The organism is Roseibacillus persicicus, from assembly GCF_014651675.1.
Lineage (GTDB): Bacteria > Verrucomicrobiota > Verrucomicrobiia > Verrucomicrobiales > Akkermansiaceae > Roseibacillus > Roseibacillus persicicus.
The window spans coordinates 105,674-114,664 of the sequence record NZ_BMXI01000018.1; the positions used below are offsets into that span (position 1 = coordinate 105,674).

Here is an 8,991-nt window from a genome sequence, read left to right on the forward strand (position 1 = left end):
CTATTCTTGAGTTTCTAAATGAATTTCGCCCCCACCTGCCGAATCGGCACCTGAATAAACTGCCAATCCTTCTCGAGACAGAAAGCTCTCCAAATCCTCGAATGAGTCTCTATAACTTTGATGAACGAAAACCCTACCGCCAACTTCGAGGTGAGCTCTAACATCCTCCAAGTAGCCTGAACTTGCCTTTTCTCCCCCCAGCACCGAAATCACTCTCAAATTCTTCTGATAGCGAACATACCGCACATGGACCATATTGTTCGTGCCCAAGAGATAAAAATCTCCATTGGAAGCTTTCTTTCGAACTAACTCCGAAGTGGCATAATGATAATCGTTCTCAACGTCTTTCAGAAGCGAAACTCCTCCAAAGTAAATGGTTCCTCCAAAAAACAGAACAAAGATCCAAACTTTCCTTTGAAAGATATCGCCAAACAACATCACTATCGACAGCCAAAAAAACGGCAGACCCAACACCCACATCTCAGGATTTCCAGGTTCAAAAACAACAATCATACCTACATAACTCAGTGAACCCAACAACAAAGCACCTCCTTCCGGTCTGACTGTAGCGAGTATGAATTTTCGATGCTCAAAAAAAGCCTTGATTGCAATTCCGATTAGACTCGCCGTGGCTAAAAAACCACTTACCCAGATCCAGAGCTGAAAACGTCCAACATCCCGAACCATCATCCTCTCTTCGTGTAAGAAGCGATACCGAAAGACTTTGTTTTGCAAAATCTCAAACAATGAGTTGGAGGACATGACTATGTTGCCGCCAAACAGACTACCCCCCAAACCAATTCCAGCTTTGGGAATCGACGTGACGCTAAAGGTTTTCTTCTCAAATCCGGCTCGAGGAATTCCAACCTCCTCTGGAGGAACTACAACCTCACGCAACTCAGGCATAGCCCGAGGAGCACTCTGGGCAATCTCCTCTGCGAAAAAATAAATTCCCACTCCCGAAATCAAAGCGATTGAAGCCGGCTTCCACTGTTTCTTAAGGAGAAGATAACTCAACGCCGTCACCGCCAAGGGAGGACCCAATGCTCGATGGAAATTTAACGCCAACACGACCAACAGCGCGAAAAAAACTCCCTGACTCCAACTTGGCCTGGAACGAAACAAACAAGCAATCACGGCCAATGAAACAAGCCAAGCAAGAGAATAAGCCTCCACTTCACGTCCGTAGCGCCAAAAGCCATAGCTAAACGCTAGACAGCAGGTCCAAGCCAGTCCCTGCCACCGTTCACCCTTGGTGAACCTGAGACAGAGGAAAAAGAATATAACCAAAGCGGCAACCGCCGTGATTCCACTAAATGCAACGAGAACCTTAAAGGAGCGCTCTTGACCCGACGCCAAATAGACAGCCTTCGCAAAGGGGTGATAGAGGCGATGGTTTCGATGAAGAAGTTGACCAAAAGACTGTGTCTCAACATCCAAGGCATAGGAATAGGCGTCTTCAGCCTCAGTCCGGTTCTCAATCGGAGGGAGGAAAAAGAGCGCCAGAAGAAGGGTCACCGCGCCAAAGAACAAGAAGTTCTCATGCTTCTTTAGTTCCATCACAACCGCGTCCGATGAAAAATAAAATTGGGGGTCAACTTGATTAGCAACATGATTAGCCGCCACCATCCTGGAGCATACACAACCCCGCTTCGTCCTCGGGAGAACAATGAGACTATCTTTTTGGCAATCTGGTCAGGCTCGGAAAAAAGCACATTTTTCTTCAACTCTGCAGTCATCGGACTCACCACAAACCCTGGCTTCACGAACGACACCTTCACTTTGCAATTTTTCAGAGCGGTGCGGTGGCGAAGAGCTTCCGCATAAATTTCCAACGCACCCTTTTGAGAACCATAGAACCCATTGGACTGCCGCCCACGGTCACCAGCGACCGACCCAATCAACACCAAATGTCCACCTTCCGATTGGCTGCTCATCTTTTCGCTGATCGTTCTGGCAAGGAAAGAGGGAACTGTAAAGTTAACCATTACGTCTTGGCTCCACTGAGCGAGAGTCCCCAACTCATCGCTTAGGACTCCAGGCAGGATAATTGCGTGTTCAACCTCTGAAATAGCTGAGATCCACTGCTTTAGCTCTTCACAGTTTTTGAGGTCAGCCAGGTCCACAGGCATCGACGCAATGACTTTGCTCCCTCTCAATTTGGCATCCTCCACGACCCCGGCAAGACGCTCAGCGTTTCGCCCCACCAAATAGAGTTCATTTCCCTGCGTGGCGAGCGCTCTCACCAGAGAAGCCCCAATCGCTGAAGTCGCTCCAATCAATAAGACCACACTCATGTCCTCACTCTTTCCCAAAACCGAGAGGTGATCGACACATCTCTTAATTTTTCGAGTTCCTCCCATTGCGGATAGCCTTCTCGGAAAAACTCTCCTGACATCCGTGCATCCTTTGCCGGATAAAGGCGCCCCCCTACTTCCCGGACCACTCCATCCAGCTTTTTCATTAGAGAAAGAGTTGCCGCGCCTTCCATCGCAAAGTCCATCGCCAGTGTCCAACCCGACATTGGAAAAGAAAGCAAGCCGGGCGAAGACAGCGGACCGAATTTTTTGAGTACGGAGAGAAACGCTCCCTGCCCGGAATCCGCGATCTTCCGCTGAAGTTCACTCAGGGCCGAAATCGCATGGAGAGGAACGACACATTGATATTGTAAAAAGCCACGAGCACCATACAGACGGTTCCAATTTTCCACTCCGTCTAGCGGAAAAAAATACTTCTCAAAAGGCAGTCGCTCAACCCCTGGGTGCCGCGTGGCAGAGTAAACCGTATTAAAGGCCCGAATCGCACTGCGATTTAGCAAGCAAGAGGGTGCATCGAATGGAACGCTGATCCCTTTTCTCTTAGAACGGGGACATTCGCCTTCCACAAAGCGCCCGCCCATAGCGACCCCCCGCCCCATCTTCTTGCTCGCCATATCGATCCAAGCCACCGTCATGGGATACCGTCGGTCGAGGCCGGACAAAATCTCCGTTCCTTCTCGCAAACTATCGAAACGAACTGTCTCCTGCTCAACCAAACCTTCCCCCTGGAGTGCATGCATCCTCAATCGCACCCGTCCCAAGACCCCGGTCAGCCCCAAGCCGCCTATCGTGGCCTCAAAGAGATCCCGATTTTCACTTTTACTACATGAGACCCACCCTCCTTCGGTTCGGAAGAGATCGAACGAAACCACCCACCGCCCAAAGGTGCCACTCTCATGATGATTTTTGCCGTGTATATCATTAGCGATTGCTCCTCCAACCGTCACCTTCTGGGTGCCTGGAACAACCGGTAAAAAGTAACCACGGGGAACACACCACTTCAAAATTTCACCCAAAGAACAACCCGCCTCGACCTCCAGCACCTTCGTCTCATCGTCAAAACCGACAAGCCTACCAGCACGCGAAATCGACTTCATCACTCCATCCTCCTCGGCAAGCAACGCACTGTCACCATAGCTCCGTCCAAGTCCCACCGGTAGAAAGCGAGCACCTTCAATTGCAGGTTTCTGCAGTTCGTCCTGCCACCAGACTTCAGTCACTCGAGTCTTAATGGGAGGGTATTGTCCCCATGATTTTCCTACACTCAAATCTTCACATTCTGTCCACCACTTCGAAAGACTACCGCAAGATAATCAACACGATCATTATTAGCCAAACCACCACAGAGCCCAGCAACACAGGGCTTTTGAACAACAACCGCTCTGGAGTCTCAACGACCGCAGAACGCCAAGCCATTCTCAGATAAGCCATCAATCCCACCACTACCGGAATCACGGTCAGCACCAGAAATTCCCGTTCCGAATGCGAAAGACAGTAAGCATAATACGTCCCGCCAGCAGCGAAGCTTGATCCACCGACCAAAACCCGCAGCAAGGCATCGGTATAACCTCGCAGGGCAGAACGGGTCTCCCCGGGGACCTCCTGCAGTCTCTCCAAAAGACGCCACTCACCCAAGCGTTTACCGAAACCCAAAACCAAAGCGATGGCATACGTGCACCCCAGTAGCCACCCGGTAGGAGATAATCCCAAGGCGAAAGCTCCCGCCGAGACCCGAATCACAAAACCAATTCCGAGTACCAATACATCCAATAGCGGCATTTCCCGAAACACGAGGGAATAACCAATGGTCAACATAAGATAACCCACCCCATGCCACAGAGGAAGAGCGCTCTCCCCAACAAATCCATAAGCAAATCCCAACAGAGCGAGCCCTCCAATCGCCAAAGCGAAAGAAACTAACAGAATCTGCCCTACTGGGAGTTGACCAGAGGCAACCGGCCGCATCTTCTTCCGAGGATGATGGCGATCTTCCTCCCGATTCCAAACATCATTCAACAAATAACCTGCACTCGCCAAAACACTAAAGGAGACCAACAAGGGTAAAATCTGCTCCCAACTCTCCCAACTCCCTGCCAGCCCCCCAAAAAAAAGAGCGGCCAAACAAAAACCACTCTTAATCCAATGCTGTGGACGAAGAACCTCGACCCACAGCTTCATTTTTTTCCATTCCAGCACCTATTCCGAACCTAGCGATTTCAATTCAACGGCATCCTCTCGATCCTCAGCTCCAAGAGACTTTTGGAAGTCCGGCGCATACTTTCGGATAAACTGATAGGCTCGCTCTTGGGCCTCTCCGTCCTCTTTGCGTTCGTCCACATACACCATCACGCTGGGAAAGGCCCAACGCTCCTTTCGTCCTTTCAAAATACTATTCCACACCTCAAGCCATACTCTCTCCTCGTCCGACGGCGTCGATGCATCTGGTCCAATCCACCAATATACGTAGTGGGCCCTCAAATAGATCGGCTCTCCCTTTTCATCCAAGCGAGCACTCCCATCTTGGTTCCTCACCGTTCTCACCAGATGGAAATCCATCACCTCCAGAGGACCCCCTTCTGTCTCCAGCTTCACCACCTCGCGCTTCTCGATTGTCCAATGTTGCGCAGTAAGACAAACTTGCGGCCGGTGAAGGCTTCGCGAATCAGACCCCGCAACTATCAAGGTCGCATTGAGAGACCGAAAGTCAGCCTCCGCTTTCGGCAACCAGTCCTCGGCATAAATCCGCTTGAGGAAAGTGGTATCAGACGGAAGCCAGCGCTTCTCTTCCTCCCCCATTTCACCCGTTTCAATACGATACCCTAACATCTCGTCAGGAAGCCAAACCACCACTCCCGCTACCGGATTAGTTTCCGAATCACTCCACAGCTTGCAAGCCCCCACCGTAGCGAGCGCCATCGAGACAAAAATTCCAGTCCGCCAAAAAAGATTCATCGTAATTTAAACTGATTCAACCGTCCGCACCACGGTCTTCCTCCGGGTTACAAACTTCTTCCATCCGCCTTCAAAAATCGCAACCAAACCGGACATCAGAATAAGAGCTACCACGAAGACCATCAGACCCGCCAACATATGAAAAGCGGACATCTCATGATTCTCTCCAATCGCAATTTTTGTGCCCCAAACAACAGACCCTCCATAGAGCATCAGCATTCGCACGAAATTTCCCAAAATAGCAACCACCGGAACGAAAGCCATTAGCACCCACCGCTTCCATTCGTCCTTCACCCGCAGAAATGCAAAAACAATTCCAATCATCGCCAGCGCGAATAACGAACGCATCCCCGAACAAGCCACATCCACATCCAGACTAATCGGCAAGCTTGTAACCGGATCCAACGAAGCAGTACTCAAAGAACTCCCACTTGCCACCGCATCGACTCCTATTAAATTCATAAATCCCGAAGTCAACTTCACCATCGCCATCTGCAAGGGTGCCGAAATTCGGCCGATCAGAAATCGCCAAGGCCACATCATCCCGAGCAAAACCCATAGCCAAAATAGCTTTCGAAACCACCCCCAACCCAGAAACCAAAGAATCGCGCCTAAAACTAGAACCTGCCCTGCCGCATATCCAAAATATTTTTGCTCTCCTCGATACCCGACCCAGTAAAAAAGGAAACCAGCAAGTAGAATCAAAATTCCAGCAACATTTGCAGGCTTGATCTCTATCTTGAGGATGTCTACTCTTCGAAGCCAAAATAGCGCTGCAACCGCTATTGGAACAAAATAACCAAAACTCCATTCTCCGCCATCTCTCTTGTAGTCCAATCGTAAATGTTCAAAGAGAACTTGTCGCTGAAAAACAACCCTATCATCGATAACAACACCGTATCCGGAAGAGTAGCCCAGCAGCGCATACATTGCCAAAAACACGATGACGGACATGAGTATCGCTACCATGCCACCCGAAATAGAGAGTTTCTTTTTGTTTTTCATCCGCCGCTAAATACACAATACGCTACACCTCCGAGATAACATCCTGAAAACTCTTTTTCCAACTCTCTGGACTCGCCTCCGACAATAGCCAAGCTCTCCCCCTGTCTCCCAATTTCTGCCGCTCTCCCGGAGCCAACTCTTCTAACTTCAAAACACATTCTAACAATGAATTAGCATCACCCGCTTCGTGGAGAAAGCCCGTAACTCCCTCAGTAACTGTCTCTGTGAGTCCTCCGGAACTTGCGGCAATCATCGGTTTCGAACTTTCATAAGCTTCGTAGGTAACAAGCCCCAAAGGCTCCCACCAAATCGAAGGAGCCAACATTGCTCGACAGTTAGCAATCAAGCGGCTCTTCTTTTCCCCGTCAACAAATCCTAGAAATTCTACAAACGAATTCTTCTTCGCAAATTCTCTCACTTCATCTTCCAGTATCCCAGTTCCACCAATCTTTAGCTGAGGAGTGCGGTCGCCCAGTCTTTGCGAAAGCAACTTCCAAGCTTCCAGAAGAGTCTTTACTCCTTTCTCTGACACAAGTCTCGAAAGAAAAAGATAGTATCCCTCATCAGCCCTCTCCTCTGAGAAAGCCTTCGCATCCCAAGAATGGCGAAGAGAGACCACCTTCTCCGAGGGCAGACCAGCCTCAATAAACCGTTCTTTCATGAAGTCAGAAATACAAATCCATCGCTCAACAGAATTGAGCCATCCGCTTGCATGAAGCCCTTTCAAAACTGTGGCAAAAACCGCTGAACGTGTTTTCGAGTCTTGCCAAGAGCCATGGCAAATCTCGGACCAGTAGTTCCCTTGAAGACTCTCCTCGACTACCCGCCTCCCGTTCCAAAGTGTTCCTCCAACGGAAAAAGGCCTAAAATTATGAACAAATTGCAAAACAGGAATTCCAAGACTCTTCGCAACATGGTAGACCGATGGAGAACCGACAGGATACAAATTGTGGCACAATAAGGCATCCGGCTTAAACTCTAAGATTGCACCTCTTAATTCCCTTGCCGAATCCTGATTGTAGAACAACCGCTGCAACTGACCAAACCGACTGGGACCTTCTGGGGATTCCCAGTCCATACTAGACCACCATAATTGCTCGATTTCACAAACGCTCGATGCGTGCTCGTAAATTCGCTGTGCTGATTTTTCCTCTCCCCCACGTTCTTTATAGCGGTTAAATACCTGTAAAATTCTCATCCAAAAAATTCCTCAACGCTTCTCTAGAAAGAATTAAACCAAACAGTAAATCTAAAACACTACAACGCCTAAAAATACAGCTAACCTCAAACTGGCAGCAACGAATCATAGATTTCATAAAACCCTAACAAGTGCTCACGCCAAGAGAACTTTGAAGCTCGATCCAACCTGTTTTTCCTCTTTCCCTCTTCTCCTAGTTCCTCAAAGCATGCCACTAGCGCCTTTCCTGCTTCAGTTGCACTCTCGGGGTCAAAGTAGTTCACACAGCCGCCCCCCACCTCAGGCAAACTCGATGAATGACTACAAGCGACCGATTTCCCAAAAGAAAGGGCCTCAAGAACAGGGAGGCCAAATCCCTCGTAGAGAGAAGGAACAATCACCGCATCACAATTTCTATAACAAGATTGCAGGTGCTTAAGGCTCGCTCGCCCAAGTTCAGTAACTCGACCTTCCAGACGGTCTCCCAACTCGTTGGCAAGGGTCTCGTCCAATGTCGCGCCGACCCTTAGCAGTCCGGCGCGCATCCCGGTTTCCTCTTCGAAGCCTCTGAGGGCATCTGGTAATATTCTTAAGTTTTTTCTCTTTAGATCACTTCCCACCGAGAGAACCACGAAATCCGCCCCCTTCGAACGAAGCCCATTTACAGCCTCTGAGCTTTCAATTCTATCAGGAACAGAGGAAACTCCATTTGGCAAAACATGGATTAATTCAGGAGCAATCCCCAAAAGGCTAACCGCCTCCTGTTTAGAATATTCGGAAACTGAAATGATCGCATCACAGTATTTCAGATTGAATACATTCCTCTCAAAACGCTCTACTTGCGACTTCGACAAGCCTCCAGGAAATCTCAAGGGAATGAGATCGTGCAACGTCGCGACGACCTTAGCGTTCTTCGCAACCTTTGGTATTAGATGAGCACTCGAATGGTCTAAGAAGTGCACTAAATCAACCTTTGAATCCCTTCTCACGCGATTGGGATACTGCCAATATTTCCCTAATGCCCGTTCCCACCGCCCTCCATTAACGACTACCTCACCGCGACTTGGCCAATGCTTTATTTGATAAGTATCCTCCTTTACAATAACTGCCGCAAGATTGTCGAGATACACTTGCATCGACACACTTCCTTCGGAGGGGTGAGCTCCGAACCATTGAACACTTCTCATTTAAAATGCAAAAAACTGAAAATCACTCCTCACGTATATATCTAATCCGAAATTTCAAAAACGGCTTCTCCACCAACATAAAAGAAACATGCCCCAAAGGAACCATCAGAAGAAAGCAGGGAATCGAAAAAACAAACGCCAGATAAATGCTAGATAACGAAATAATCTTCGCATTGATAAATTCGTGTATACGAGCCACAAAGAAGAAGTACAGCAAATAGATCGAATAAGAATAACCACCAATCCTAGGCCGTGTGGACAAATTGGTTATTTGAGCCAATCCATTGAAGATGCGAGGAATATGAAGGAAAGGTAGTTATCCGCTCTACGATCGTAGCGAGTGTCGATTCGG

The 8,991-nt window shown here is 48.8% G+C and carries 8 protein-coding genes; all 8 read right to left on the reverse strand.

Annotated elements, in window-relative coordinates:
* Positions 1-1,560 (reverse strand): hypothetical protein, encoded by a 1,560-nt coding sequence (locus IE099_RS18230; protein ID WP_189573308.1) that lies wholly within the window; start codon positions 1,558-1,560, stop codon positions 1-3.
* Entirely contained in the window at positions 1,560-2,363 is an 804-nt protein-coding gene (locus tag IE099_RS18235; protein ID WP_308428531.1) for an SDR family NAD(P)-dependent oxidoreductase, read from the reverse strand. Before IE099_RS18235 ends, IE099_RS18230 begins: the two co-directional genes overlap by 1 nt.
* The gene (locus tag IE099_RS18240; protein WP_189573315.1) at positions 2,294-3,538 is read right to left on the reverse strand and encodes an FAD-binding oxidoreductase; all 1,245 of its coding nucleotides are present in this window, start codon (positions 3,536-3,538) and stop codon (positions 2,294-2,296) included. The genes IE099_RS18235 and IE099_RS18240 overlap by 70 nt, the downstream gene beginning before the upstream one ends.
* Positions 3,539-3,617: 79 nt before the next feature.
* Entirely contained in the window at positions 3,618-4,496 is an 879-nt protein-coding gene (locus IE099_RS18245) for a UbiA prenyltransferase family protein (RefSeq protein WP_189573318.1), read from the reverse strand.
* Positions 4,497-4,514: 18 nt separating this feature from the next.
* Positions 4,515-5,270, reverse strand: coding sequence for an exosortase-associated EpsI family protein (locus tag IE099_RS18250; RefSeq protein WP_189573321.1), 756 nt, complete (start codon positions 5,268-5,270; stop codon positions 4,515-4,517).
* Between the two features lie 6 nt (positions 5,271-5,276).
* Complete coding sequence (locus tag IE099_RS18255) at positions 5,277-6,275, reverse strand: exosortase/archaeosortase family protein (RefSeq protein ID WP_189573324.1); 999 nt, start codon at positions 6,273-6,275, stop codon at positions 5,277-5,279.
* A gap of 22 nt (positions 6,276-6,297) precedes the next feature.
* On the reverse strand, positions 6,298-7,473 hold the full coding sequence (locus IE099_RS18260; RefSeq protein WP_189573327.1) for a glycosyltransferase family 4 protein: 1,176 nt from the start codon (positions 7,471-7,473) through the stop codon (positions 6,298-6,300).
* Between the two features lie 86 nt (positions 7,474-7,559).
* Positions 7,560-8,588 (reverse strand): glycosyltransferase family 4 protein, encoded by a 1,029-nt coding sequence (locus IE099_RS18265; RefSeq protein WP_189573330.1) that lies wholly within the window; start codon positions 8,586-8,588, stop codon positions 7,560-7,562.
* Positions 8,589-8,991: the final 403 nt, after the last annotated feature.

What these genes read in the sequence shown, in the direction of transcription:
- IE099_RS18230 (WP_189573308.1), bottom strand. Translation starts at nt 1,560, where the DNA reads ATGGAACTAAAGAAGCATGAGAACTTCTTGTTCTTTGGCGCGGTGACC.
- IE099_RS18255 (WP_189573324.1), bottom strand. Translation starts at nt 6,275, where the DNA reads ATGAAAAACAAAAAGAAACTCTCTATTTCGGGTGGCATGGTAGCGATA.
- IE099_RS18235 (WP_308428531.1), bottom strand. Translation starts at nt 2,363, where the DNA reads ATGGGAGGAACTCGAAAAATTAAGAGATGTGTCGATCACCTCTCGGTT.
- IE099_RS18260 (WP_189573327.1), bottom strand. Translation starts at nt 7,473, where the DNA reads ATGAGAATTTTACAGGTATTTAACCGCTATAAAGAACGTGGGGGAGAG.
- IE099_RS18250 (WP_189573321.1), bottom strand. Translation starts at nt 5,270, where the DNA reads ATGAATCTTTTTTGGCGGACTGGAATTTTTGTCTCGATGGCGCTCGCT.
- IE099_RS18245 (WP_189573318.1), bottom strand. Translation starts at nt 4,496, where the DNA reads ATGAAGCTGTGGGTCGAGGTTCTTCGTCCACAGCATTGGATTAAGAGT.
- IE099_RS18265 (WP_189573330.1), bottom strand. Translation starts at nt 8,588, where the DNA reads ATGCAAGTGTATCTCGACAATCTTGCGGCAGTTATTGTAAAGGAGGAT.